This window comes from Chitinophaga sp. YR573 (assembly GCF_900110995.1).
Classification (GTDB): domain Bacteria; phylum Bacteroidota; class Bacteroidia; order Chitinophagales; family Chitinophagaceae; genus Chitinophaga.
On sequence record NZ_FOJF01000001.1, the window covers coordinates 213,335 to 239,204 of the forward strand.

The following is a 25,870-nucleotide window of genomic DNA, read 5'->3' on the forward strand; positions in this document are numbered from 1 at the left end:
TTGTTGCTATATAATTTTTACCGGTCCCACCACACATTTTTCAACCAGTCATCCGTTCCACCTAATCTGTCCAGCGCTTCCTGGTAATGTACCGGGTTATTCAGCGCCTCTGTTGCCGGATACAACAAGCGTTTTGGCAATATCCCATGCGTCTGCGAATTCCCGTCCACATCCTGAATAGACAATAACTCAGGATAACCTATCCGCCGCTGGTTCGCATATGCCTCAAACCCATTGGGGAATAAAGCTACCCACTTCTGCATATTAATCTCAGCTATCGCTTTATCCGTTAAAACATGCGCATCTATAAAATCCTGCACCACATTCGCCGGAATAGCAGGCATCCCGGGATACATCTCAATCTGTGCCATCGCTGCCCGTATCCCCCGTTGGTAATGCAGATTCGCATCTCCTGTCCAGCCTCGGGCTCCCGCCTCCGCCAGCAAAAACTCCACTTCTGCATATCCAAAATGCAGATAGGGCGACTGATACTGATAAAACGGCGTACTGATGGTACAATACTTATACGCATAAGGGATCACCTGCCCGTTAGTACCAATAAAATCCGCCGTATCATCCCACCAGTACATACCCGGTTGAATAGGCAGATAATGTGTAATAGCTGTAATATCATTCCCTGCCGCATCACGGTTTACAAAAAACCTTCCTAATCTGGGATCATTCTCCGCCTTCAGATAATTAACAAAAGTAGCACAGCCTGCAGTATGCTGATACGCCTGTTCTTCCTGCAACGCCTGCGCCACCCCATTCCCACGAAGGTCCGGATATGCATAATCTTCATGAATCATCCTGAAATTATCATCCGCACTCTCCATCACTCCTTCTTCAATAGCAGCCAGTACTTCAGCCTTCGCCTTCACCACATCTGTCTGCGTCAGCCGCATACCCAAACGTAACCGTAAAGACGCTGCCAGACGTTTCCATTTAACAAGCGCTCCATCATACACAATATCATTCAATACAGGTGCTTTAGCGGCATCAAACTGGTGAAAAGCAGTATCCAGCTGCAAGAAGAAGTCATTATAGATATCGGCCTGCTTATCATACTGCGGCGTATACACTTTGTTGTAATAAGCCATGCCCGCCTGTGAATAAGGTATATCCCCGTAAGCATCTGTTAACAAAGAAAAAATATACACCTTCAATACCCTTGCTGCCGCAATATAATTCGCCTGCATACTATCCGCTTTATTCTTCTCTATAAGATCTGCCAGTTGTTTGATACTCTTACTATAAAAGATATCCCACATCAGCGTATTATAGAAATCATTCCAGATATACCTGGTGCCATAACCCATACCCGTAGTACCATTCAGGTATTGCGCCATCGGCTGAAATAAAAATAAATTCGGATAACCCGTTTCTCTTCCTCCATCCAGAAAATAAGCAGCAGCTGTCAGCTGCTCTCCGGGAGCCACAGAAGAGACTTTCCCCGGATCAGTATTAATCTCCTTAAAGTCTTTTGTACAACTAACCAATATGAATATAAACAGGATATATTTTCTCATAAAGTAGCATGAATATTAATTCCAAAAGAACGACGTGTAGGCAGAGAACCATATTCAAGTCCCTGCGCATTTGTATTGTTATAAGTCGATTCCGGATCTACATTCGGAATATGTTTACTAAGAATAAAAGGATTCCTTGATACCAGCGATACAACCACTTCCTTCTTAAAAAGCGTTAACCGGTAATCAATATTCAGCTGCCTCACTTTCACAAAAGAAGCATCATAAATAAACGGCTCCGGTATATTACCGGCTACTCTCTGCCAATACGCCTCCGGATTCACATACGCTGATACATCCACATACATTGGCCTCCCCGCTCCACCCCCATTCTCATTTAACCATACCCCATCTACTTTCAATCCTCCTGTTGGGGTCCAGTCTCCCTGTGCCACACCGGCTGCCAGTCTTTCCTTTTCAGATCTGGCCCATCCTTCCCGGCCTGCAAGTGTACCTTTCTGTAACCCATTCGAATAAGATAATAAATTCGTCATAGAGAAAATATTCCCCCCATGTTTAACATCCAGTAATATCGAAAGAGAAATCCTTTTATAAGAAAACCGGTTATTAATACCGCCTATCCATTTATACTGACTATTCCCCAGCTTCGTATCTCTCGTATTATACTGAGGCAGATTATTACCATCCAAAATCAGATGTCCCTGACTATCTCTCAAAAAACTCCTGCCCATAATACTACCATATTCTTCACCCGACTTTGCCACTATGGTTACATTCCCCCAACGTGCAGATGACAACGTATAATAATCAGATACCAGGGAATTCAACGCCAGTATCTTATTCTGATTACGTGCAAAATTCACATCAATATCCCAGCTAAAAACCTTACCCACAAAAGGCTTCAGCCCCAGCGTAACTTCTATTCCCCGGTTCCGTACATTACCGGAATTGATCACCGCACTGGTATAACCACTACTGGAAGAAACAGGCGCATTCAATACCTGGTTCCTTGTACTGGAACGATAAAGTGTGGCATCCACACTCATTCTGTTATCGAAAAAAGAAAGGTTGATACCTGCTTCATAAGCCTTACTGATACTGGGCTTCAACTTCTCAAAAGGAACACTGTTAGTGGCCACGCCACCTATGATATAACTACCTACGGAAGGTATATCCGGGTCTGCTCCATAAGTAAGTTTCAGCTGATAAGGATCAATGGCATCACTACCCGTTTGCGCAATAGAAAAACGTACTTTACCAAAAGACAATACCTCACTTTTCATCAACTCAGAAAAAACAAAACTGGCAGAAGCGGAAGGATAAAAGAAAGAATTATGACTGGCAGCTAATGTAGATGACCAGTCGTTCCTTCCCGTCAGATCTACATAAAGAAAATTTTTATAAGACAGATTGATAGACCCATACACAGAGTTGATCCGTTTGCGCCGCACCTGTTCATTCCTCAATTGCGTCTGGAAATTATTAATACTCTGCACATGTCTTGTATTCATATTCCTGCCGGTAGTATTCAGCAGGTCTTCGTTATAATCCATCCGGTTAGCGCCTGCATTCGCTCCTATCCAGAAATCGTTTACCTTCCTTCTGTAATACAACAGTATATCTGAATTCATCTCCCGGAAGGTACGGTCCTTCAGCGCTAACCCTCCACCAGGATTATACGGTGTGGAATAATCCATAAACTCCCGGAAACTAAAACGCGAGTAATCCATTCCTGTACGTCCCTGTATGTAAAAGTTGGGACATAACTGGTACTTCAGCTGCACGAAGCCTGTCAGCCGGTTCTGTGTACTCGTATTAGGCTGTTCATGAATTACCCAATAAGGGTTCACCTGGTACACATTGTTATTCCAGTTCACATAATCTCCTGTTACAGCATGTTTGTAATCCTTCAACCAGTTGATATCAATGTTAGGCGCAATTCCACTTAGTACATACCCAATATTATTAGAGTTATCAGATAAAGCCGGACGGTTATCCACCTGTTCATTCATATAGGTGATCTTCGTATCCAGGCTCACTCTGGAACTCACCTGTGAAGTACCTCTTACAGAAAAGTTATGCCTGCTCAAACCACTCTCCGGTACAATATCCTTATTATGGATATTCGTATACGCAAAGCGCAGTTGTGTTCTCTCATCTCCTCTTGAAACCGATACCGCATTCGTCAGTGTAAGCCCTTCTCTGAAAAAGCTATTCGCCTTATGCTTTGCATTCACATAAGGCACCTGTTTCCCGTTCCATATCCATACCAGGCTATCCGGACTCATTCTAGGTCCCCAGCTTATCTGCGGAAAGTTATGTGCATCTTCTGCATCTGATGGTAAAGCACCATCTCTTCCACTGCCATACGTATTCTGAAAATCATAACTGTTATTCGCCACATCTACCGTGGCACTGGAAGAAAAGGCAACTTCCAGCCCTTTCGTAACCCCCTTTTTAGTCGTAATCAATATCACGCCATTACCTGCCCTGCTGCCATATAAGGCCGCCGCAGCGCCTCCTTTCAGCACAGATATCGTTTCTATCTCATCAGGATTGATAATCCCTGTTCCATCTCCTAAATCATACCCCCCATATTTCTCTGCCTGCCCAGGCGATGAATTATTCACCGGGATACCATCAACTACGTACAGCGGCTGGTTATTGCCCCCTATAATCTTAACACCCCTTAAAGTGACTTTCGTAGATGCTCCTACCCCACCATTTACAGGATTTACATCCAAACCTGCCACTCTTCCACTCAATGCATTTACCGGGTTAATTTCTCTGGCTGTTATCAGCTCACTGCCCTTCACATCGGTATAAGCATACCCCAGGGAACGTTGTTGCCGCCCAATCCCCAATGCTGTTATCACTACGGTATTCATTTCTACCCGTTTCAGGACACTGTCCAAAGGAATAATAATAACAGATTGCAGTTTGATAATTACCTGTCCGCCAATCACTTTTACGCGATACTGTGTAACGGGAAATAATTTATCCAGGATAGCTTTCAGGTTAGTATGACGTATATGCAGGGAGATATTTGGCCGCCCTAGCAGTATTTCATTGGCATACGCAAAGGAAACACCTGTCTGCTGCTCAATAGATTGCATCACAACACGTAAGGGCTGATTATTAACATCAATTTGAACGGCTTTCATAAACACAGTAGAATCCTGCGCTCGTCCTATAGAAGAGGTAAATAGAATGGTTAAGAATAAATAGATGCTTATGACGCCACTGCGATTCATAAATGCCGGTTGATCTGATATATGGTTAACTGAGATAGCAGGAATTACCTGCGCGGCATCAAATTATGAGAAAAAAATCAGATATGGGAGATTAAATTCTTATTTATCTAAAACTTCTGCTAAAACGGTCTGTACTTCTTCAAATGACATATTACGGAATCGCACAGTAATTCTCTTTTTCACAAGAGAATCTGCTATAGTAAAGTTTACATGATAATATTTAGATAAAATAGCTGCTACAACTCCTGCTTCCTCATTTTCAAATATAAGATATCCATTCGCCCAGCCACAACGGTAGGCATAATTACCCGTCATTTTATTCAGGCTTCCTTTATCCAGCCGGCCCATTTCGCCTTCTTTTAACACAATAGTCTCACCATCTTTTCTGGCCATACTCACCTTACCATCCCATACAGCAACATCTGTCAATGTTGAATCCACAGTGATATTAAATGAAGTACCCAATACGGTCACTTCTGCGGTCTTCATCTGTACTACAAACCTTGTCTTTTCATCCTGCACCACTTTAAAAAACGCCTCACCTTTTTCCAGTTTCACTACCCGCTGTTTATTATACGCCAGTATAGTACCGGGTTTTGCGTACACCTTAGAGCCATCTGGCAGCAGCAAACTATCCTTCTCAGCGCCCTGTGCTACAAAATTCATCCACTCCGATTCCTTATGTTCACGACCACTATACTGCCACCAGGCAGCTGCTACAATACACAGCGGTACCAGCACAGCAGCAGCACGCCACCAGCCGGACATCTTCCTTACTTTCACAGGGGTTCCCGTAATATGCTGAGACAACAAATCCCATCCCTCAGTTTTATTGAAAGGTGTGGACGGAACGGTCTCCGCTATATCCCAGATGCGTTTGATTTCTGCATACAGTACCCGGTTTTCTTCGGATTCCTGCAGCCATTTATCCAGCGCAGCCTGTTTGTCCCTGTTTTCAGGATCCGTTATACAATCAATAACAAATTCCTGTATATCGTCGTTACTCATGATCTATATACTAATGACAATACAAAATGGTTAAACTTTGATGGCGTTTCAACCTTTTTTTCCCTTCATATGTGTACGGAGGTACTTCAATGCTACTGCCAGTTGAAAATAAACGGTATTAAGGGTGATACCCAGTTTGGAAGCGATCTCTGAAGGGTCCAGCCCCTGCACACGACTCATCATAAATATTTCCCTGCAACGGGGTGCAAGGCCCTGTAAATGGTTGATCAGCTCTTTCTGTAAAAGGATATAATCAGAGATTTCATTCAGAGAAGATGGATCTGCCTGCCATTGGAGCAGGTCTTCACTCACAAACCTGGACCTCCTCTTTAATTCATTCAGACAACGGTTGGTAATCGCCCTGAAAAGATAATGACGCACATTTCCGGTGATAGTCAGCGATCCTCCCTTTTCCCACAGATGCACGAACAGATTATGTACCAGGTCTTTAGCAAGATGTTCATCCTTTACCCAACGGCTGGCCAGTAAAAAAAGCTCTTCACTATATGCCAGATAGATTTGCCGGAAGACGTCCACATTATGATTACGGAGCCCTTCATTAGCTTGTTCTGCAGAAATATTGAATCCGTCCTGTAGCATCTTTATTGAAGAAGTGAAAAGGGCAAAATATTATAAATTTTGAAATTAATGAAACTTCTTCCTGACAAAGTACGGAATGTTTATCGCATGGTTAATACAACTAACTTAATAACCCATGGTTATCCTTCAGTTCTACTCCGGATAATTTTAATCTTAAAGCTTCCTGTAACAGGTAGAAGATTTTTCCTGCTGCTGCGGGATATTGCAGTCCTTCTTCTCTTATGTTGGATATACAGTTCCTTACTTCGTCTGTGTTCCCTACCTGCGGGTTATAGGTGATATAAGCGCCCATACTGTCTGCTGCGCTTAATCCTGGTCGTTCACCTATCAGTACTATTGTCACCTTCGCTTTTAACAAAGCCCCTGTCTCATCTCCGATAGCAACTCTTCCCTGTTGTACAAGGCATATCGGCCCTACTGATATTCCTGTGGCCTTTAACATAGGTAATACATGTTGTAACAATGGGTAGGCATGTACATTCACTGCGGTGGCAGATAAGCCGTCTGCGAGTATGAAAACTACATCAGAAGTTTGTGGAGCTAAAGATGCTACACTATCCACATCTAAGCGTCGACCTTTATCCGGTCTTTGCAGATATTCGTACCTGTCTGCTGCCCGGCTGTGCAACAGGACTATCGGCAGATGAAACGACTGCAACTGCTCCTGTAAAGCAGCAGTCTCTAATCTGGAGTATACCGCATCTCTGGCATGTGCATGGGCCATTTTAAAGGCCAGCACTTCCCGGAGGGGAATAGCCGTCCCGGTTCTTCCCAGGGCAATACGTGCCGTTGTAAATGCCTTTAATGAGGCCCAGGGATCTGATTGTATTAATTCCATATAGTCTTTTATAAATACAACCCTGGTTGAAAACCTATATGGGTAGCTGTATTATTATCTGTTGCAACTGTTACTTTATGGTATGGCTGCTCCCACTCTCCTCCTACTCTCCTCCCACTCTCCTTCCTCTCTCCTTCCTGTCTCCGCCATATTAACCGCGCACTTTTACACCCCATACCCAAGTAACCTATGCGTCTCTCCAACCGGTAATAACTTACCGGATACATCCATAATCCCTTGTTTCTGCAACCATTGCTCAAACTCAGGAGCAGCTTTAAGCCCTAATACCTTCCTTGCATACAAAGCATCATGAAAAGAAGTAGACTGATAATTTAACATGATATCATCCGCTCCCGGAACCCCCATAATGAAATTAACCCCTGCCACTCCCAAAAGCGTCAGTAAATTATCCATATCATCCTGATCCGCTTCTGCATGATTCGTATAACAGATATCCACGCCCATCGGTAACCCCATCAGCTTCCCGCAAAAATGGTCTTCCAGTGCTGCCCGGATAATCTGTTTACCATCAAACAAATACTCCGGCCCTATAAAGCCCACCACCGTATTCACCAGCAAAGGAGAAAACCGCCTGGCTATCGCATAAGAACGTACTTCACAAGTCTGCTGGTCCACCCCAGAATTCGCATTGGCAGATAGCGCACTCCCCTGTCCCGTCTCAAAATACATCACGTTATTTCCTATCGTTCCCCGCTGCAAAGACAACGCAGAGGCATGCGCCTCTGCCAGTAAAGCAATATCAATCCCAAAACTCTTATTCGCCTGCTCCGTCCCCGCTATCGACTGGAAAACCAGGTCTACCGGTGCCCGGTGCATAATCTGCATCGCAGTGGTTACATGACACAACACACAAGACTGTGTCGGTATCTCAAACTGCTGACGCAGCTGGTCTAACATCTGTAACAATGTAATTACCGCCTGCGGACTGTCTGTCGCCGGATTGATCCCTATCACCGCATCACCGCTGCCATACAATAACCCATCTACAATACTCGCTGCAATCCCCTTCGGATCATCCGTATTATGATTCGGCTGTAACCGCACCGACAAATGCCCTTTCAAACCAATCGTATTCCGGAACTTTGTTACCACCTCACATTTATGCGCCACACTAATTAAATCCTGGTTCCGCATCAGCTTGGACACTGCTGCTACCATCTCCGGTGTAATCCCCGGCGCTAACTGCTGCAACGCAATAGTTGTAGCACTATCTCCCAGCAGCCAGTCCCTGAATTCTCCCACCGTAAAATGACTCACAGGGGCAAACGCTACTGCATCATGAGTATCTATAATCAACCGCGTCACCTCATCCTGTTCATAAGGAATTATCGCTTCGTTCAAAAACACCTTTAACGGTACATCCGCCAAAGCCATCTGCGCCGCCACCCTTTCCTCATAACTATCTGCTGCCAGTCCTGCCAGAGCATCCCCCGAACGAAAAGGAGTAGCCTTCGCCAGCAACGTACGCAGGTCGTTGAAATGATATGTTTTATGATGTATCGTACTCTTAAACGCCATGTACCAATGTTTGGACTTTATGCCTGCCCATCCCCACAAAAATAACCAGGGCTATGAGCATACCTGCAAAGAACAATGCACTTAAAAAAACATTGTAATAAACGATAGCCGCCAGGGATACCAGCGACAAAATTAAAGCGATAGCCGGAAACCAGGGATACAGCGGCGCCTTAAAAGGACGTTCCAGTAATGGCTCCTTACTCCTCAATACAAACAGACTGATCATACTCAGGATATACATCACCACCGCACCCAATACGGACAATATTACCAATTGATCTGTTTTACCTATATACAACGCTACAACACCTAATAATCCACCCACTATTAAAGACCAATGGGGTGCCTGCCGCTTGGGACTCAGGGCAGCTAAAAAAGAAGGTAAATAACCCGCCCTTGCCAGTGCAAATAACTGCCTGGAATAACTAAGGATAATCCCGTTAAAAGAAGCTATCAATCCAAATAAACCTATTCCCGCAAAGATCTTCGTAATCCCGCTTTGTTTCCCCAGCACAATACCAATTGCTTCTGGCAAGGGATAATCTATAGCAGATAACTCTTTCCAGTCTGTAATCCCACCCGTAAACACCATCACCCCGATGGCCAGTATCATCAAAGTAAGGATCCCTGAAATATATCCCTTGGGAATATTGCGGGAAGGGTCCTGTACTTCTTCTGCTACCATCGCGATGCCCTCTATACACACATACAGCCATATTGCGAAAGGTAAAGCGGCAAATACCCCATACCATCCAAATGGCATAGGATTATGCATAAAGTTGCCCATCTTAAAAGAAGGCCCGACAATACCCATATACACCAGCAACTCAAATACTGCCAGCAAAGTAATCACCAGTGAAAAAAGTGCAGACTCTTTAATCCCTAACAGGTTCACACCTGTTAACAACACATAAAACCCAATCCCACATCCCAGCACAGGCAAAGCCGGATGCAAAAAATGCAGATAGTTCCCCAATGCAAAAGCAATAGCAGGTGTGGCCAGCAAAAACTCCACGGCAGTGGCATACCCGGCAATAAGACCGCCAATAGGTCCCAATGCCCGGTGTGAATAAGTAAATGGTCCGCCTGCCTGGGGAATAGAAGTAGTGAGTTCTGTAAAGCTGAAGATAAAAGTGACGTACAATAATGTGATAATAAGTGTCGCTATCAGGAAGCCTACGGTACCGGCTACTCCCCAGCCATAATTCCAGCCGAAATACTCGCCGGAGATCACTAAACCTACACCAATGGCCCACAGGTGAATGGGCTTGATTGCCTTCTTTAAATGTACTGACATAAATAAACGGGATTAATAAATAAGATTGATAAAATGATTCCCGTTTCCCCCGGTGAAGTCAAATCAAGATAAGATAATATTTTTAAACCGCTGCTATCGATCAGTAAAATCCTCTTCGCCCTGCACCCAAAATCAAGCTGTTGCCAGTTTCCTGTTCCCTCCGGAAAACTTCAACCTGTATTCTGTCGGTGTCAGCCCTACCTCTTTTCTAAACACCTTCCTGAAAGCTTTCACATCATTATATCCGCAATCCAGCATCACAGCCAGTACGCTGTTACCCGTCTGTTCCAGCAGCCTCTTGGCCGCCTCTATACGCGTCTTCTGCAAATATTCTATTGGCGTAATGCCGGTCGCCAGTTTAAACCGCCGCACAAAGTTCCGTCTGCTGGCAGGTATATCCTCCATGAATGCTTCCACCGTATTCGCATCCTTATACCCCATTTCCATGCGTTTCTGCACTTCCGTGATCAATGTATCAGTATGGTGTTTATCCGGCACAAACACGCTGAAATAGGCCTGTGTATACCTATCCATATCAATCGCAAACACCTTGGCGGTTTGTATCGCCATTGGCCGGCCGCAATATTTCTCTATTAAATATATCAGCAAATGAAAAGTACTGGTAGCCCCACCGCTGGTATAAATCCCTTCCGCAGCAGTTAATACTTTATCGGATTGCAGCACTACTTCCGGGAATATCCCCGCAAACGCCGGGCAGGACATCACATGTGTAGTAGCAGGCTTACCATTCAGCAACCCTGTAGATCCCAGCAAAAATGCCCCTGTACAAAAGCTCGCTATTTCTGCACCATTCTGGTACTGCTCCTGTATCCAGGGTACAAAAGCACGGTTGGCAGCAAGTGCCTGTCCAAGATCTTCCGCCACAAATGCCGGGATCAACACTACATCTGCAGAAGAAGCATTGGCTAATGAAACAGCAGGATAATCAGGCAAAGGTATCACCTCATCATCCGGTACCACCAACTGAATATTAAAAAACGGTGGCTGCTGCATGCCGATATAAAAACTATTTACCGTGTCAAACACATCCAGTATAGCAGCGATACTGATCAGTCTGTGTTTATGCGTAAGCAGTAATGCCAGCTTTCTCATCATGATAGGTTTATAACAACAGCATTAATTTACACAATTTTGTCTCAAATCCCCCCTAAACTTGACTTTTTTCACCACCCTCTCCCGAACCAATACCCATTACATTTGTTTAGAAAAATAAACACTGTATGAAACTGGTACCTTATCTGCACTTCCAGGGCAACTGCGAAGAAGCATTAAATTTCTATAAAGATATCCTCAACGGTAAAGTAGAAATAGTAAGCCGTTACGATAATCCTAACATGAACGCACCAGAAGACTACAAAAACAAAGTTTTACACGGCGTTATCTATTTCGGAGATAACAGCATCATGGCATCCGATAGCTTCCCCGGACAACAACTCAAATACGGAGATTCCGTATCACTGTCAATTTCCATTGACGGGGAAGCTGAAGCCACACGTGTATTCAACGCATTATCGAAAGGAGGAAATGTTCTCATGCCACTGGAAAAACAATTCTGGGGAGATTTCTTCGGTCACTTTGTAGACCGCTTCGGCACAAGATGGATGATTAACGGTACCGCCTGATAATACCATTCTAAAACCAGACAGGCTGTCAATGTATGACAGCCTATTCTTATTTAATACCTTGAAGAGGTACAAAACAGGAATAAAAGAGGTTCATCCTCCGTTTATCCTCCGTTAATTAACGGAGGATAAACGGAGGATGAACCTCTTTTATTCCTGATCAAGACCTGATCAGGACCTGTTAAAGAACTGTTCTTAGTACGTCTTATAATAGATCAACTCCCCCGCTTCTCCCGCAGCCGAATTCTCACTTGGCACAAACAATGTTACTAATATTGCATGCTGACCGTTAATCACCACATCCGTAAATGTAGGATTCGCAAAGGCCAAACTTCCCCCATTCGTCTGTATATTCAATTGCTCTGCATTCCCTGTAGAATAATCATAGATAAACGTCCTCCAGGTCCCAAAATCCCCCTTCGTAAACTGCCCCTCTATCAATCCGAAATTATACCCCTGGTAATTCAGATACCCATCCCGGTCTCCGATATTCCCTGCCACTCCCCAATACAATAACGCATTGTCAAAATTCGACTGTGTAGCCGCACTCCAGTTGTTAAAGTTCGTCAGTGTTCCTCTCGCCTGCCTGTCCACATCACAATTGGCATAATAATGAAATCCCACATCTAAACGTGTACTACTGGCAGCATACAAATTAGGCGTTCCTTCCGCACAGGAAGAAAGCGTACGCGATGCTTCATAACTCTTATTCACCACCCCATTCTGCAAATCTGCCCAGTTTTTGAAATACACAAATTTCAAATGATTACTCGGCTCCTGTTCCCAGGCCATCACAAATCCACCATCAGAAGCTACTTTAATAGTAGGCTGAGAAGCAGACCCTGTATTACTTCCCGCCAGTTCTCTGATCCATGTCCAGGTAAGTAAATTGGTAGATGTAGCCAGGTTCACCTTCGCGGACCCGTTTACATAAGTATGATACACAGCAATAAAACCACCACTTGGGTTAGCAATGATCTTCGCACAATCCATGGTATGCCCCACATTATCTTTGGCATTGTACACTTTAGCGGTAGCTGTTGTAACATTGGAAATAAGTGTTTTTAACGCAGCCCTTGCAGGGTCAGATGGCGCTCCTGCTGCTGCCACAGCTAAATCGGTTGATAACTTAAGTGATTCTTTGTTTTTAGCACAGGCGCTTAATAGCAAGGTCAGAAAAAGACCATTTAGAAGGATTCTCATACGTGGGTTAATTGTGGGTTCAAAAAGAGTTTTCTATCCTGATAAAGTTAATCAAAAACAAAAGACCGGAACAAGTCCGGTCTTTTATCTTATCAATTATTTAATCTCTTTCATCATCTCCTTCACTGCAGCTTCCAGCTGCGTATCCTTCCCGCTTAAATTATCTTCATAACTCAACGGTACTTTAATATCCGGTTCTAATTGCAGATTCTCCGTAGGACGCCCTTCTTTACCGATAGTGGCAATCATAGGGATACCAAAGATCAGGGAAGGATCTATCTGCCTTTCCCACCATACCGCCGTACCTGTACCAGCTACCGGCATACCGATTATCTTGCCCAATCCGTTCTGCTTATAAATATATGGGAAGATGAACGCATCACTATAATTCCCTTCACTCATAATCACACAACTAGGCTTCTGCCATCTGCCTTCCGGCTCTCCACCTTTCACTTTATTCCCCTGCGGAGCGAAATCCAGATAACGCTTACCACTCAGGAATGTAGCCAGGTCATCATGTAACCAGCCACCACCATTAAAGCGGGTATCTACGATCAACGCCTGCTTATCCCTGTTCTTACCCATCACTTCATCATACACAGAACGATAGCTGGCATCGTTCATACTCTGTACATGGATATATCCTACTTTACCACCACTCAGTTTATCTACCATCACACGCATCCTGTTCACCCAACGTTTGTACATCAGCACATCTTCTTCTCCACCACTGATAGGCTTCACTGTTTCATCCCAATGCTGCTGACCATCCGTAATACTTACCAGGATGTTATCTCCTGTTTTACGGTTCAGCAATGTGGCCCAGTCGGCCTGAGAAGTAATCTCCGATCCGTTAATACGTTCAATGATATTCCCTTTCTTCAGCTTACTGGCAGCCTTATCAAAAGGTCCTCCTGCAATCACTTCATCCACTTTCAAACCATTGCCGGTATACGTTTCATCATACAATAACCCTAACGCGGCTGTAATATCCCCATTAGGACTTGAAGGATAATAACGGCTACCTGTATGTGATCCGTTCAGCTCTCCCAGTAATTCGCTCAGCAATTCCTGGAAGTCGTAGTTATTACTGATATGCGGAAGAAAACGTTCGTAGTTCTTTGCATATCCTTCCCAGTCGAGTCCACGTAAAGAAGGATCATAAAACTTATCCTTTACTTCTTTCCATGCATGTTCAAAGATATAACGACGCTCTGCATCCGCATTCCATTCAAACTCTGTATTGATATTCACAGGTGTGATCTTACCTGATGCAGCATCTACTTTCACTACACTTCCCTTGTTGCTTACAAACAAAGAATTACCATCTTTACTCAGCACAATATCTCCCTGTGTACCACTCAGCTTAGCCAGGATCTTCGTATCTCCTGTTCTTGGTTCTGTTACCCAAAGGTCATATCCCTTTTCAAAAGAAGCGGTGTAATAAATCTTACTGGCATCTTTATTCACTACATAATCACTGATAGAAGCGCTGTTAATAGTTAAACGCGCGATTCTATTCTCCAGGTTATTAAAATCAGGCTGGAACTTTTTCTTAACAGCAGTCGTATCTTTCTTGGCAGTGGTATCCCCTTTCTCCTTCAGTAAAGTAAATTCATCCTTAGATAATTTAAACTGATCATAAGTTTCCTGATCAAAGAACACCCCATAAATATCCACTTCCCTGCTACCTTGTTTAGCCAGAGAACGACGACCTTCACGCTCACTCTGCCATGTCAGGATCTTCCCATCTGCGGCCCATTTAATACCAGACTCTCCAAAGCCACTCATCACAGGATAAATCACCTCTCCTTTTCCATCTACCGGTATCAGCGCAGCATTACTTACCCCAAACGCATATCCCTGATGATCTTCTACTACTATCCATTTCCCGTCAGGGCTCCATGCAAAATCCCAGTCTCCATCGGAGTAAGAATAGTTACGACCCTTAGGTAATAACGTACGGCTTTTCTTTGAAGCGATATTATATACTCTCAGTATATTTCTGTCTTCCACATACGCTATTTCTTTACCATCCGGTGAGAAAAACGGTTGAAACTCCTGCGCATCAGTCGCTAACAGCGGTTCTTCTTTCAATAAGGTAGCGGCAAAGAAATAAGGTTCTTCTGCACGTACTATCGAACTCTGGTAAATATCCCAGTTACCGTTACGCTCAGCTGCATAAACTAAATGTTTCCCGTCAGGCGACCACTGCACAGATCTTTCCTGCTGCGGGGTGTTGGTGATACGTTTAGTCATGTTGTTGTCCACACTGGTCACAAACACTTCTCCACGGGCAATAAACGCCATCTCCTTACCATTCGGGCTCATCGCAAACTGAGTCACATTACCACTTACAGGCAAATGTTTCTCTGTTAAATAACGGCCATCATTCAATACCTGTACAGCTATCTTCTTAGGTTGCTGTCCTTCTTTTAACGTATAGATCTCTCCGTTATAAGTAAAGCAAAGTGTATTATTATCAGCACGGGATAAATGACGTACCGGATTTTTATCAAAATGCGTCAGCTGCTGCAACTGACCTTTATCATATACAAACAGGTTCTGGGAAATACCACCCTTCTCACTCAGATAATATACCTGATCATTATTCCCAAACACAGGCTCTCTGTCCTCTCCTTCATAAGCAGAAATCTGTTTGTAAGATTTTGTATTGAGATCATAGATCCATATATCACGTGTTACCGCAGATACATGATGTTTTCTCCAGGGATCTTCATACCCTTTCCTGTCCTGGAATACCAGCTGAGTACCTTTACTGTTGTAATGTGCATTCTCCGCACCGGCAGCACTTACCAGTACAGATCTGCCACCACCAACAGGTACTGTATACAGGTTATTGAATAAATGAGAACTGAAACGGATAGCAGTAGCCGGTGCATTCCTGGCACTGCCGTACAGCACCTGCTTATTATCCGGACTAAAATCATACGGATAATCTCCGGCGCTGTTATAAGTAAGCCGCACAGGAGTTCCACCCGTAGCAGGCATTACAAACACGTCAAAGTTGCCATAACGGTCACTGGCAAAAGCAATCTGTTTCCCATCATGACTCCACACCGGCATCATATCCTGAGCCTCATGGATAGTCACTGGCACAGCAACGCCGCCATTAACATCTACCCGGTAGATATCTCCTTTATAGCCAAAGGCAATAGTCTTCCCATCAGGAGAGATAGCGGGATATCTCAGCCATAATGCATTGTCCTGGGCATGGACGCCAACAGCCATACAACAGGCTGTAAAAGCAAGTAGTAATCTTTTCATAAGCAGTTAATGAAGTAAATATATTAAATCGCAGCCTTGTTTCAATTTTACTAAATGATAAGTGGTTTACCGGCTACAGTAAAGGCAAGAAAAGAGCTGTCTTTTTTATTTGGAAAATCCTCATTATCTATTATTATATTCGGTTCTTTAAAAATAGATAACCCAGGACAAAAGACTAAATCGTAATCAATTGAATATCTTCAATTAATATCAAAACACCAATAACCTTTATGAAATTTAAGAAACCATTAGATTTATTACTGAACGAAGCCGCTGAAACCGGGACAAGTACGTTAAGACGCACTTTAAGCAGTTTCAATCTGGTTACAATGGGGATAGGGGCAATAATAGGGGCAGGATTATTTTCACTTACCGGTCTGGCCGCTGCTAATAATGCAGGTCCGGCTGTTACCATATCATTTGTAATAGGTGCTATAGGTTGTGCTTTTGCAGGATTATGTTATGCTGAATTTGCAAGTATGATCCCGATTGCCGGTTCTGCTTATACTTATTCCTATGCAACGATGGGTGAATTTACAGCCTGGGTAATCGGATGGGACCTGGTACTGGAATATGCATTAGGTGCAGCAACAGTATCCATTAGCTGGTCGCAGTATCTGACTAAATTTTTGCACTATTTCAATATGGAAATACCTCCGCAATTTACAAAGTCGCCCTGGGAGAGTATCATGCTTGCTAATGGCACCGAGGTACATGGTATCATGAATCTTCCTGCTGTATTTATCATTGTATGCTTATCGCTATTATTGATTCGCGGCACAAGAGAATCAGCCTTTGTAAATAACTTACTGGTGGTGCTTAAGGTAGCTGTTGTATTAGTTTTTATAGCTGTTGGCTGGGGCTTTATCAATCCTGCCAATCATACCCCTTACATTCCTGCCAATACAGGTACATTCGGTGAATTTGGCTTGTCGGGTATATTACGTGGTGCCGGTGTGGTATTCTTTGCCTTTATTGGCTTTGATGCAGTTTCAACTGCCGCACAGGAAGCAAAAGATCCTAAACGTGGTATGCCAATAGGGATAATAGGTTCATTGCTGGTATGTACAGTATTGTATGTATTATTTTCTCACGTAATGACAGGTGTTGCAAATTATACGGAGTTTAAAGACAGTGCTGCACCTGTTGCAGTAGCCATCGCAAAAACTCCCTATGCCTGGTTACAGGAATCCATTATAGTGGCAATACTGGCTGGTTATACTTCAGTGATCCTGGTAATGCTTATGGGGCAATCCCGTATCTTTTATACAATGGCAAAAGATGGATTGATCCCTAAAACATTCTCTGCAGTTCATAAGAAATTTCAGACTCCGTATAAATCAAATATATTATTCGCAGTATTCGTGAGTTTATTTGCTGCTTTTGTACCGGTAAGAGTGGTGGGCGAAATGGTATCTATCGGAACATTATTTGCCTTTGTACTGGTTTGCATTGGCGTGATGGTAATGAGAAAATCGGATCCGGCTACTCCACGCCCTTTTAGAACTCCATGGGTACCTTTTGTACCAATAGCAGGCATTATCATTTGTGTTTTAATGATGGTATCATTACCGCTGGATACCTGGATCCGTTTAGCCGTTTGGATGATACTGGGACTGGCTATTTACTTCTTCTATAGTAAAAAGCATTCACTCATACGTAAAGGTATTGTGAACATTCCTAAAGATCCGTTAAACCCGCATTTATAAAAGACAGCCTGCTTTTTGTTGTATACAACAAAAAGCAGGTTTCTAACTATTTCTTAATTTACTGTGCTTCTTCCCGTACCCGAAATAGATCGCAAAACCTATCAGCAGCCATACTATCAGTCTGATCCATGTATCCAGGGGCAGTGCCACCATCATGGTTAAACAGGTCAGAATACCCAGTATAGGTACAACAGGCACCCATGGAGTTCTAAAAGGTCTTGGAATATTGGGCTGTGTTTTTCTTAGTATCAATACTCCTATGCATACCATTACAAACGCCAGTAACGTACCGATACTCGTCATCTCCCCTACTACCTGAATGGGTACCAGTCCGGCAAACAAACTGATGAACACGCATAACACGATATTGGATTTAAATGGTGTGTTAAACTTCGGATGCAAGTGAGAAAATACGTTTGGCAGTAACCCGTCTTTACTCATAGAATAAAATACCCTCGATTGCCCCAGTAAGTCTACCAGTATCACCGAAGTATACCCTATCAGGATAGCCGCAATAACAGCCATAAACAGCCATTCATAAGGCGTATGTGCTATAGCTATCGCCACTGGTGCTGCACTGTCTTTAAACTCCGTATAATGCGCTAATCCGGTCATTACATATCCGAACAGCACAAACAATATCGTACATACTATCAGCGAGCCTAAAATCCCTATAGGCATATTCCGTTTAGGATTCTTCGTCTCCTGCGCCATTGTAGCCACGATATCAAACCCTATGAATACAAAGAATACCACACCGGCACCACGTAATATACCACTCCATCCGAAATGCCCAAACTCCCCGTTATTGGCAGGAATAAATGGTTTATAGTTTTCAGGATTGATATAATGCCAGCCCAGTGCAATGAACACCAGTACCACACTTACCTTTAATGCTACTACAATAGCATTGAACAGGGCAGAGCCTTTGGTTCCCCATATAATGATAGAAGTAATAAAGACGATGATCAATACAGCAGGCAAATTAATATAGCCATGGATCTGTGTACCATCTGCCAGTGTGATCAGTTCAAAAGGAGAAGCCACCAGCTGTGCTGGTAAATGGATATTGAACCTGCTAAGGAAAGTAACCAGGTATTTAGACCAGCTGATCCCTACTGTAGCGGCGCCTACAGAATATTCCAGCACCAGGTCCCAGCCTATGATCCAGGCAAACAGTTCCCCCAGCGTAGCATATGCGTAAGTATAAGCACTACCTGCAACAGGCACCATAGAGGCCATTTCTGCATAACAGAGGGCGCTGAAGGCACAGCCTACGGCTGCCAGTACAAAGGAAAGGATCACGGCCGGACCGGCATTATTAGCCGCCGCAATGCCTGTTAAAGAGAACAGACCGGCGCCTATGATAACACCTATCCCTATGGCTATCAGGTTAATACCACCCAAACTTCTTTTCAGTGTATTCCCGCCCGTTTGTGCAGCTTCCCGCTGAAGGCTCTCGATTGATTTTTTTAACACGGGTATAGTTTGCGGCAAAGTTATGCCCTTACGATTACTCTACAAAATTAATAGACTTAATATATTCTTTAGCAAGGATTCAATAGCTAATACGTTTAAAGTTCTTTTAAACGTTGCATCCCGGCAACAACCCGCATTTTCAAAGCGATGGCAGGGCTAAAATCCTGTTGTAAATGAAGTGCTTGTTCAATCGTATCCAAACATTTATCAAGTTGCCGTAAATCATAATAATACAGGGCAATATTATATAGAGCGGCTGTATTCGCTCCTTTGAGAGATAATGAATACTCAAAGAATTTTAAGGCATCCGGGTAATAATGCATCTTACATAATACTATTCCAATATAAAGGCAAACATCCGTTTCTTCCCCTATATAAAAATAATTATCCCATATTTTATATAATGCAAAATAAAGCTCCTGTCTCAGGGTATCGGATAAATCGCCTGCATTTTCAATTACAGGCATAAAATTATTAATGAATATTGCACTATCCCAGCGGCTCAGCCTTAACAAGGCTATCATTTGAGGCAAGGAAAAAGAGGTGTCTTTTCCGGCTATCGCTGACGTGAGCAAATAGAAATCATCGGGGCTGCCCTGCTCGACACATAGCTCATAGGCGATCTTTGTTTCTATAAAATCAGCTGAATTTTTCCCTGATAATAGCAAGCAGATATCAATGCTTGCATGCGCATGTGTTGTTGACAGAAAAATGCCTTTATTATTTTTAAAGTACTCTCCGATGGCGTGATAATTTAGCGTTAACGAAAAACATCCACCATGTAAGGCCAGATATGGTTCGTTTTGAAAAAGAAGATCGCTTTGTTGGTGCACTCCTTTATCTGCCGTAAGGACCATTAAAGCACCATTGGCAATATTATTGAGCGTTTGCAGGCAGTGTAATGCACCAATAGGAAAATTGATGCAGGTATCTGGCAACGCATCTTTATACTGTTTTAATATTTCATTAAATGCTGACGTTTTATAATAAACATCGTCTACTTCCTCATAGTTATAGCTCAAAGCAATGTGATGAATAAGCTCCGCTTCATCAATGTTTGCCTTTTCTTTGGGTATGCTGATAGAAACAAGCGCTTCAGACAACTTTCCCTGCCAGATAGAAAAAACGTCGACAGGAAGTGTGTCAAAGAAATAGTTGGCAATTACAATCAGTGGATTTCTGAGCGTTGTATTTGAGATGGACTCGCCTGAAATCACTAATTCAAACGACTGGCTTTCAATTGCATCAAAAGTTGCAAAGTCAAGTCTGCCTTTTTTCACCCAATCCTGTAATTGTGGATGCACTAACCAATCGTTGATGGTAGATTGGACAAAGTCTGACATTACATAGATCACTTTAATTTTTCTGAGTGCAGATTGGTCCAAAATATCAAAAAAGCATTTCATGAAATGAAATGAGAAACGGCCTGAACCTGTTCCTAGTTCCACTATATATATTGGATGTTGCAGGTCAAACGTCGGGGTACTTTCGCTGTGTTGAGCTATCAGATCACTGATGTATGCATATGTCAGTTTCGCATAACACGCGGCGATGTAAGGATTACTGGTTACATAATGCGGTACAATCCCTTTGCTCCAGGCTTTAGTGCCTTGCTGATTAAAAAAAAGGCGTTGCAAATTCCAGATCCTGGACTGAGAAAAACGGCATTTCTCCTCAATAATGACAGATTCTATTTGTTCGCTGCTTGCTATCATGTTGGTCTTTTAATCAATTCATTCAATCGGAGATCCTATCTATTTGGCAAAATCGTCTGTTGCTAACATAAAATCCACACCAAGTCTTGGATGGTTAGCGCCGATGGCAGTACCCCTCGCATCTATTTCGGCTGTCATTGTTGCGTTGTCGACGCCATAGGCCCGACCAAACCACTCTCCCCACTTATTTAACAGTCCACCGTATTCGTAATATTTTTTGGTACCGTAAAATCGGGTATCCCATTGCACTTTATCACCTGCTTTCTCTATAGCCATAAAGCGAGCCCCTTCTGCCCCTAATCTTGTTATCGCATCAAAGCGTTCATGGTACTTCCCTTGTTCATCGTTGGCTCCCTTCGCAGCCAAATCGTCGGAAATTTTGCTGTTACGATGTGCTGCAGAATAAATATATGTGTCGTTTGGATTATTGCGTGGAACATTCTGCAAGGCCTCATAGGAATCTGCTTTTGGAGGCTTATCTGTGTCTTGTGGTTTAATTTCTCCTCTTCCAATGGTGGGATCTTCTATAGCAACTATATATCCAAAGGCGGAATTTGAGAAAACGGTTTTATAAGTCCAGACGTCTTTATCCTTTTTCATCTTGTGCACGACAACGAATGGATCAATAAATCCTATATAACCTTTATCCCGGAAATTTTCCCTATTTGCATTAAATGCCTTTGCATATGTTGACGCTTTATGCCGCGTGCCAAGCACGGTATCAAAATTATCGTTAGCTTTATCACTATCAAGATGCGCTCTGACAGAATCAATAAACTTTTCTTTCTCCCCCGGCTCTTTCCATTTTTTATCATTAGGTGGCCCTATCATGTTGACTACCTTGTCAAAAAATTGTTTTGGTTTTAAGTTATTACCAATTACTCTTGTTTCAGCAATATACCCGGCAATGGCTGTTTTAAGGTTACTATCAGCCACATCTATTTCCTTTTCATAAGTATTCCCATTATATACTCTGTTTGCATTATAAAGACCAGTATTTTTCTCTATTTCCTTATACCCCGCCGGTATAACACCACCCTGTACTGCATTTTTTAACTGAGACACATTTGATCTATTTCTGATACTGGTAAAAGGTATAAAGTCTCTTTTTTGAATCGGAGCCGGCGAATTTTTGCTGCTGTTTCCCATTTGATCCACCATGGCTCCAGCAACGTGCGTCTTTTTTTGCTGCACCACATGCCATGCCTCCTGTGAACGTTGTTTTTGTGGAGAATCACTTTGTCCGGTGAATGTATTGGCGAGATGAAACGGTTTAATCTCCCCTGTACCATCTGCCTGCGCCTGCAATGGTGCTAAGCCAGCTGTTGAAGCGTCCTTCTCAGTATATTCTTTTTCAGATAGCGGCTGCACAGGTACTGCAGGCATCGCTTTTCCGCCTTTCGCCGTTTGGTCAGCGTTCGATGAGGACGAGTTACTATGAGTTTTCGGAATTTGTGATCGATCCAAGAGGCAAGGTTATTTTATCTCATAATATTAGTAGAAATTCATATCAATAGCAAGAGAAAATTTTTTCAATCATAAACGTTCCCAATAAGCACTCCATTTGCCTTTTGATAAAGAACATTGGCAGGATGATGCCCAACAAAGAACGAACATTATTTCCCGACAATTTTCTTTCGGTGTACAATTCCCCAATCTGTAAGATTGCTGATGATGGTTTGTAACGTATTGCCGTGGTCTGTAAGTTCATATTGAACCGTTATGGGTTGTGTATCTAAAATGGTACGTTTGATCAACTGATTTATTTCTAATTCCTTTAATTCTTTGCTCAACATTCTGTTGGAAACTCCTTCTATATCGTTCAAAATATCGGAAAATCGCCTTTTACCGTAACAGCAAATAGACGAAATAATAGGAATCTTCCATTTCCCATTCAGCGCGTCCATTGAATCCTGAACAGCTCTCATTCTTTTCTTTTGCTCCTGTTGGAACTCTTCTATTTTACACCTCATAATGTTACTTTGTTACACCGATGTTACCGTTACTTTTCAGTACAAAGTTACTAAAAGTAACTTTAGTAATCTAGCTTTGTTGCTCAAATCTTAAATAATAGAAATAATGAGTAAACTGAAAAACAAGGTTACCGTAATTACGGGTGGCAATAGTGGTATCGGGTTTGGTATTGCTGAAGCTTTTAAAAATGAAGGTGCAGTCGGTGCAATCGCCGGAAGAAATGAGACTACATTGAACAGTGCTGTTGAAACACTGGGTGGTAATTTTATAGGTGTAAAAGGAGACGTAACAAATCTTGATGACCTGGAGAACCTGTATAGGACTACGGCTGATAAGTTTGGGAAGATAGACGCATTGGTAGTGAATGCAGGTGGCGTTGTGGACGGGATTCCCCTGATGACGATAACCGATGTAACGGAAGAAGGTTACGACCGCTATATGGACCTGAATTTAAAAAGCGCCTATTTCACTGTAAAAAAATCGCTTCCTTATTTAAATGACGGCGCTTCCATTATACTGATCGCGTCGAACGCTGCACATCGGGCTGCTCCCGGAGCGACGATATATGCTGCTGCAAAAGCGGCCGTTATTTCATTGGGCAGAGGCTTATCGCTCGATTTATTGTCAAGGAGAATAAGGGTGAATACAATTTCGCCTGGCTCAATTGATACACCGGTTTTTGGAAAGATGGTACCGCAGGATCTGGTGGACCAGGTGAAGCAAATCTGGATAGATCTTACGCCGCTTGGCAGGCAGGGGACTCCGGCTGAGATCGGAAAAACGGCTGTATTTTTAGCTTCTGACGATTCAACATTCATTGTAGGCGCCGATATCTTAGCAGATGGCGGTATGGCTAATGCTTTCTTAGTGAAATAACCTTATCAACAACAGAAATAATGAGTAAATTAAAAAATAAAGTAGCGGTAGTTACCGGTGCTTCAAAAGGAATAGGTGCATCTATTGCAAAACATTTTGCGGCAGCAGGCGCAAAGGTTGTTGTAAATTATTCTTCAAGCAAAGAAGGAGCGGATAAAGTGGTGAAAGCCATAACCGACAATGGAGGCATAGCCATTTCGGTACAGGGCGATGTATCGAAAGAAGCTGATGTAATCAGATTGTTTGAAGAAACAAAGAAGGCTTTCGGCACGTTGGATATTTTGGTAAACAACGCGGCCTATCAGGGATACACTCCTATTGAACAGGTAACAGCAGAATCTTTTCATCAGCATTTCAACGTCAATGTTTTGGGGTCTGTACTTGCTATCCAGGCATCTTTGAAACTGTTTGGCGATAAGGGTGGTAATATCATCAATATCAGTTCGGGTGCAAGCAAAATGCCTCTTCCGGCCGCCTCGTTGTACTCTGCAACTAAAGCGGCATTAGATGCCATAACGATTGCTTTGTCGAAAGAACTCGGTGCAAAAAACATTCGTATCAATTCTATTTTGCCGGGCGCTACGGAAACAGAAGGTGCACATAGTGCGGGCGTCACTACTGGCAGTGAGTATGAGAAAATGTTTGTTGCCAATACACCGCTTGGCCGTAGAGGTCAGCCCGAAGATATTGCGAAAGCTGCCGTATTTCTTGCTTCTGATGATGCAGCGTGGATTACGGGAGAGCAAATTTCCGTTTCGGGTGGTATGTATGGTTTTTAAATCGCACTAATTCGTTCCCGGTAGTCCGTTTAAGGGATGATTGAAAGATCATCCCTTTTTTATACAATTAAGACATGGTTAACATCACATTTTTCAGGGCTGATCAGTTCCAGGAATAAATAGTCAGGCAATAAGTTGCTGGGCCAGACCGATGAGCAGACCGTCGGCTGCGCGCAGGTAGCAAAGCCGGTAAGAATTTTGATACTGAACTATTTCCCCAACTACCTGGGCACTATGTTTTTCTTTAAGCCTTGTCACCAACTCATCAATGTTTTCAACGGTAAACATTGCACGCAGATAGCCCAGCGCATTTACCGGGGCTGCGCGATGATCGGAAACAACTGCCGGCCTGATAAATTGAGAAAGCTCCAATCGACTGTGGCCATCGGGAGTGACCAACATTGCAATTTCCACGCTTTGATCGCCAAGGCCGGTAACACTACCTGCCCATTCACCTTCTATCATAGCCCTGCCTTCCAGCTTCAGGCCGATCTCCTGGAAAAATGAAATCGTTTTATCGAGGGATTCAACAACGATCCCTACATTATCCATTCTTAATAATTTGTTTTGCATCATAAATCTTTCTTTTATTAAAGTTTACCGCTTGTCTGATTTTCTATTGGGAACTCTTTTGATCCGGTTTACAGTAGGTAGAGATTAGTAATAGAAATAAGTACGAAAAGATGCCGCCTAATATTGACGCTGCTATATCCTGGATATCAAAAGTTCTTCCTGGAATTAAAAATTGTGCAAATTCGTATATAACCATCGATATAGTCGTCTTTATTGATTGTCGTAGAGGCGTGGCAATTGCTTTTTTATATTCAATAATAGAAAATAAAAAACTAAACAGAATTACAGCCAGAAAATTGGGCAGTGACTCTGCGAGAAAATGGGGTTTAATGGAGTGTTTGTAAAGATAAGATCTTAAGCTAAGCTCATTGTAGGCGGTAAAAAGAAATATTAGGCTGAAGCTTATGATTAAAATGGTTCTTTTTTTCATCGGCGCCTTTAGTTGAGTACGTTAAATTAAAAAAAAATCCGATGAGAAGAAAATTAGAGTGTAGGAGTTATCATTTCAGCCCCAGTATTTTTACCTCGCTGATTTTTCCTTGAAAAGCCCATGTAGCGGACTCGCATTTTTACTACACTTACAGGGAGCCAGATGCGGAATTTTT

The 25,870-nt window shown here is 42.9% G+C and carries 20 protein-coding genes; 4 read left to right on the plus strand and 16 right to left on the minus strand.

The annotated features are described in order from the left end of the window. Positions 1-17: 17 nt before the first annotated feature. The 8 genes from BMW86_RS00990 to BMW86_RS01025 form a co-directional block, all read right to left on the minus strand. The gene (locus BMW86_RS00990; RefSeq protein WP_089778096.1) at positions 18-1,529 is read right to left on the minus strand and encodes a SusD/RagB family nutrient-binding outer membrane lipoprotein; all 1,512 of its coding nucleotides are present in this window, start codon (positions 1,527-1,529) and stop codon (positions 18-20) included. Further along, positions 1,526-4,744, minus strand: coding sequence for a SusC/RagA family TonB-linked outer membrane protein (locus BMW86_RS00995; RefSeq protein WP_089778098.1), 3,219 nt, complete (start codon positions 4,742-4,744; stop codon positions 1,526-1,528). The genes BMW86_RS00990 and BMW86_RS00995 overlap by 4 nt, the downstream gene beginning before the upstream one ends. A 99-nt stretch (positions 4,745-4,843) precedes the next feature. After that, positions 4,844-5,752 (minus strand): FecR family protein, encoded by a 909-nt coding sequence (locus BMW86_RS01000; protein ID WP_089778100.1) that lies wholly within the window; start codon positions 5,750-5,752, stop codon positions 4,844-4,846. Positions 5,753-5,800: 48 nt separating this feature from the next. Further along, complete coding sequence (locus BMW86_RS01005; protein WP_089778101.1) at positions 5,801-6,352, minus strand: sigma-70 family RNA polymerase sigma factor; 552 nt, start codon at positions 6,350-6,352, stop codon at positions 5,801-5,803. Between the two features lie 100 nt (positions 6,353-6,452). After that, positions 6,453-7,190, minus strand: coding sequence for an ethanolamine ammonia-lyase subunit EutC (gene eutC, locus BMW86_RS01010; protein WP_089778103.1), 738 nt, complete (start codon positions 7,188-7,190; stop codon positions 6,453-6,455). A gap of 165 nt (positions 7,191-7,355) precedes the next feature. Continuing rightward, the gene (locus BMW86_RS01015) at positions 7,356-8,729 is read right to left on the minus strand and encodes an ethanolamine ammonia-lyase subunit EutB (RefSeq protein ID WP_089778106.1); all 1,374 of its coding nucleotides are present in this window, start codon (positions 8,727-8,729) and stop codon (positions 7,356-7,358) included. Further along, on the minus strand, positions 8,719-10,026 hold the full coding sequence (gene eat / locus BMW86_RS01020; RefSeq protein ID WP_089778108.1) for an ethanolamine permease: 1,308 nt from the start codon (positions 10,024-10,026) through the stop codon (positions 8,719-8,721). Before eat ends, BMW86_RS01015 begins: the two co-directional genes overlap by 11 nt. Before the next feature lie 132 nt (positions 10,027-10,158). Then, a complete protein-coding gene (locus tag BMW86_RS01025) occupies positions 10,159-11,142 on the minus strand; it encodes a GlxA family transcriptional regulator (protein WP_255372821.1) in 984 nt (327 codons plus the stop codon). Between the two features lie 125 nt (positions 11,143-11,267). Between BMW86_RS01025 and BMW86_RS01030 the strand changes: the two genes are divergently transcribed. Next, the gene (locus tag BMW86_RS01030; RefSeq protein WP_089778112.1) at positions 11,268-11,669 is read left to right on the plus strand and encodes a VOC family protein; all 402 of its coding nucleotides are present in this window, start codon (positions 11,268-11,270) and stop codon (positions 11,667-11,669) included. A gap of 195 nt (positions 11,670-11,864) precedes the next feature. Here BMW86_RS01030 and BMW86_RS01035 read toward each other — a convergent pair whose 3' ends face one another. Next, entirely contained in the window at positions 11,865-12,872 is a 1,008-nt protein-coding gene (locus BMW86_RS01035) for a hypothetical protein (RefSeq protein ID WP_218149088.1), read from the minus strand. 96 nt (positions 12,873-12,968) lie between these two features. Then, positions 12,969-16,160, minus strand: coding sequence for a S41 family peptidase (locus BMW86_RS01040; RefSeq protein ID WP_089778113.1), 3,192 nt, complete (start codon positions 16,158-16,160; stop codon positions 12,969-12,971). A 230-nt stretch (positions 16,161-16,390) separates the two neighbouring features. Here BMW86_RS01040 and BMW86_RS01045 point away from each other — a divergent pair, with 230 nt between their 5' ends. Next, positions 16,391-17,869 carry an amino acid permease gene (locus tag BMW86_RS01045; RefSeq protein WP_089778115.1) on the plus strand — a complete coding sequence of 493 codons (1,479 nt, stop codon included), beginning with the start codon at positions 16,391-16,393 and terminating at the stop codon, positions 17,867-17,869. A gap of 42 nt (positions 17,870-17,911) precedes the next feature. Here BMW86_RS01045 and BMW86_RS01050 read toward each other — a convergent pair whose 3' ends face one another. The 4 genes from BMW86_RS01050 to BMW86_RS01065 all read right to left on the minus strand — a co-directional run bounded on the left by BMW86_RS01050 (position 17,912) and on the right by BMW86_RS01065 (position 23,036). Then, positions 17,912-19,348 (minus strand): amino acid permease, encoded by a 1,437-nt coding sequence (locus tag BMW86_RS01050; RefSeq protein WP_089778117.1) that lies wholly within the window; start codon positions 19,346-19,348, stop codon positions 17,912-17,914. A gap of 95 nt (positions 19,349-19,443) precedes the next feature. Continuing rightward, positions 19,444-21,063, minus strand: a complete 1,620-nt coding sequence (locus BMW86_RS01055; protein ID WP_089778120.1) for an SAM-dependent methyltransferase — start codon at positions 21,061-21,063, stop codon at positions 19,444-19,446. A gap of 39 nt (positions 21,064-21,102) precedes the next feature. After that, positions 21,103-22,530 carry a hypothetical protein gene (locus BMW86_RS01060; RefSeq protein ID WP_143056448.1) on the minus strand — a complete coding sequence of 476 codons (1,428 nt, stop codon included), beginning with the start codon at positions 22,528-22,530 and terminating at the stop codon, positions 21,103-21,105. A 149-nt stretch (positions 22,531-22,679) separates the two neighbouring features. Next, positions 22,680-23,036 carry a winged helix-turn-helix transcriptional regulator gene (locus BMW86_RS01065; protein WP_089778124.1) on the minus strand — a complete coding sequence of 119 codons (357 nt, stop codon included), beginning with the start codon at positions 23,034-23,036 and terminating at the stop codon, positions 22,680-22,682. A gap of 106 nt (positions 23,037-23,142) precedes the next feature. Here BMW86_RS01065 and BMW86_RS01070 point away from each other — a divergent pair, with 106 nt between their 5' ends. Further along, the gene (locus BMW86_RS01070; protein ID WP_089778126.1) at positions 23,143-23,913 is read left to right on the plus strand and encodes an SDR family oxidoreductase; all 771 of its coding nucleotides are present in this window, start codon (positions 23,143-23,145) and stop codon (positions 23,911-23,913) included. Between the two features lie 20 nt (positions 23,914-23,933). Next, positions 23,934-24,692, plus strand: a complete 759-nt coding sequence (locus BMW86_RS01075; RefSeq protein ID WP_089778129.1) for an SDR family NAD(P)-dependent oxidoreductase — start codon at positions 23,934-23,936, stop codon at positions 24,690-24,692. 123 nt (positions 24,693-24,815) lie between these two features. On the opposite strand, the gene BMW86_RS01080 is transcribed toward BMW86_RS01075, so the two are convergent. Both BMW86_RS01080 and BMW86_RS33285 read right to left on the minus strand, forming a co-directional pair. Then, positions 24,816-25,268: a VOC family protein gene (locus BMW86_RS01080; RefSeq protein WP_089778130.1), complete on the minus strand. Its 453-nt coding sequence runs from the start codon at positions 25,266-25,268 to the stop codon at positions 24,816-24,818. A gap of 40 nt (positions 25,269-25,308) precedes the next feature. Continuing rightward, positions 25,309-25,695 (minus strand): VanZ family protein, encoded by a 387-nt coding sequence (locus BMW86_RS33285; protein WP_089778132.1) that lies wholly within the window; start codon positions 25,693-25,695, stop codon positions 25,309-25,311. Between the last annotated feature and the right edge of the window lie 175 nt (positions 25,696-25,870).

Coding starts and splice junctions, on each gene's coding strand:
- BMW86_RS01080 (WP_089778130.1), bottom strand. CDS start 25,268: ATGATGCAAAACAAATTATTAAGAATGGATAATGTAGGGATCGTTGTT.
- BMW86_RS01025 (WP_255372821.1), bottom strand. CDS start 11,142: ATGATGAGAAAGCTGGCATTACTGCTTACGCATAAACACAGACTGATC.
- BMW86_RS33285 (WP_089778132.1), bottom strand. CDS start 25,695: ATGAAAAAAAGAACCATTTTAATCATAAGCTTCAGCCTAATATTTCTT.
- BMW86_RS01055 (WP_089778120.1), bottom strand. CDS start 21,063: ATGATAGCAAGCAGCGAACAAATAGAATCTGTCATTATTGAGGAGAAA.
- BMW86_RS01030 (WP_089778112.1), top strand. CDS start 11,268: ATGAAACTGGTACCTTATCTGCACTTCCAGGGCAACTGCGAAGAAGCA.
- BMW86_RS01005 (WP_089778101.1), bottom strand. CDS start 6,352: ATGCTACAGGACGGATTCAATATTTCTGCAGAACAAGCTAATGAAGGG.
- BMW86_RS01040 (WP_089778113.1), bottom strand. CDS start 16,160: ATGAAAAGATTACTACTTGCTTTTACAGCCTGTTGTATGGCTGTTGGC.
- BMW86_RS01075 (WP_089778129.1), top strand. CDS start 23,934: ATGAGTAAATTAAAAAATAAAGTAGCGGTAGTTACCGGTGCTTCAAAA.
- BMW86_RS01045 (WP_089778115.1), top strand. CDS start 16,391: ATGAAATTTAAGAAACCATTAGATTTATTACTGAACGAAGCCGCTGAA.
- eat (WP_089778108.1), bottom strand. CDS start 10,026: ATGTCAGTACATTTAAAGAAGGCAATCAAGCCCATTCACCTGTGGGCC.
- eutC (WP_089778103.1), bottom strand. CDS start 7,190: ATGGAATTAATACAATCAGATCCCTGGGCCTCATTAAAGGCATTTACA.
- BMW86_RS00990 (WP_089778096.1), bottom strand. CDS start 1,529: ATGAGAAAATATATCCTGTTTATATTCATATTGGTTAGTTGTACAAAA.
- BMW86_RS00995 (WP_089778098.1), bottom strand. CDS start 4,744: ATGAATCGCAGTGGCGTCATAAGCATCTATTTATTCTTAACCATTCTA.
- BMW86_RS01035 (WP_218149088.1), bottom strand. CDS start 12,872: ATGAGAATCCTTCTAAATGGTCTTTTTCTGACCTTGCTATTAAGCGCC.
- BMW86_RS01070 (WP_089778126.1), top strand. CDS start 23,143: ATGAGTAAACTGAAAAACAAGGTTACCGTAATTACGGGTGGCAATAGT.
- BMW86_RS01000 (WP_089778100.1), bottom strand. CDS start 5,752: ATGAGTAACGACGATATACAGGAATTTGTTATTGATTGTATAACGGAT.
- BMW86_RS01015 (WP_089778106.1), bottom strand. CDS start 8,729: ATGGCGTTTAAGAGTACGATACATCATAAAACATATCATTTCAACGAC.
- BMW86_RS01065 (WP_089778124.1), bottom strand. CDS start 23,036: ATGAGGTGTAAAATAGAAGAGTTCCAACAGGAGCAAAAGAAAAGAATG.